The sequence below is a fragment of the Helicobacter sp. 13S00482-2 genome (genome assembly GCF_002272795.1).
Taxonomy (GTDB): domain Bacteria; phylum Campylobacterota; class Campylobacteria; order Campylobacterales; family Helicobacteraceae; genus Helicobacter_J.
The window spans coordinates 1-573 of sequence record NZ_MLAT01000077.1; the positions used below are offsets into that span (position 1 = coordinate 1).

The window sequence follows — 573 nt, forward strand, 5'->3', positions numbered from 1 at the left end:
AAAATGAGGCAAATTATCTAAAAGACAAGATAAAAGAACTAGAAATAAAGATGCTAGAATTAGGAAAAAATAGGGATTATCTATCTACTCAATATTCGCAAATTTTAGAAAAACTATCAAAAACAGGATCTTTGACAGAATATACGAAGTTAAATCAAGAAATAGAAAAGTTAGCAGAAGAAAAAGGACAAAATGAAAAAATGCTAATTGAGTTGGGGAAAATAGAGAAAGAAATAGAATCTACCAAAGAAGATCTTTTGGAATTAAATAAAAAGATGAATAAAGAGCTTGAAGATTTTGATAATAAATTGGCTATTTTCAATGAATCATTTACTAATTATTCGAAGCTTTTATATGAAATTGGATTTATTGTTTCTTATGAATATAAAAATAAAGAACCAATTAAGTTTTATTCCAAAAACACAAAAGGAAATGAAGGTAGTGGTAAAAAACAAGCTATCATCTCAGCCTTTGATTTAGCCTATATAGATTTTATTAATAAATTAAATCTCAATTTTCCACATTTTGTAGCACATGACAAAGTTGAATTAATTGATATTAATAAACTTGAAA

At 25.0% G+C, this 573-nt stretch carries 1 protein-coding gene; it reads left to right on the forward strand.

Going from position 1 to position 573, the window contains the following annotated elements:
* The coding region (locus BKH42_RS09190) for a DUF2326 domain-containing protein (RefSeq protein ID WP_143428627.1) at window positions 1-573 on the forward strand (573 nt) is incomplete at both ends.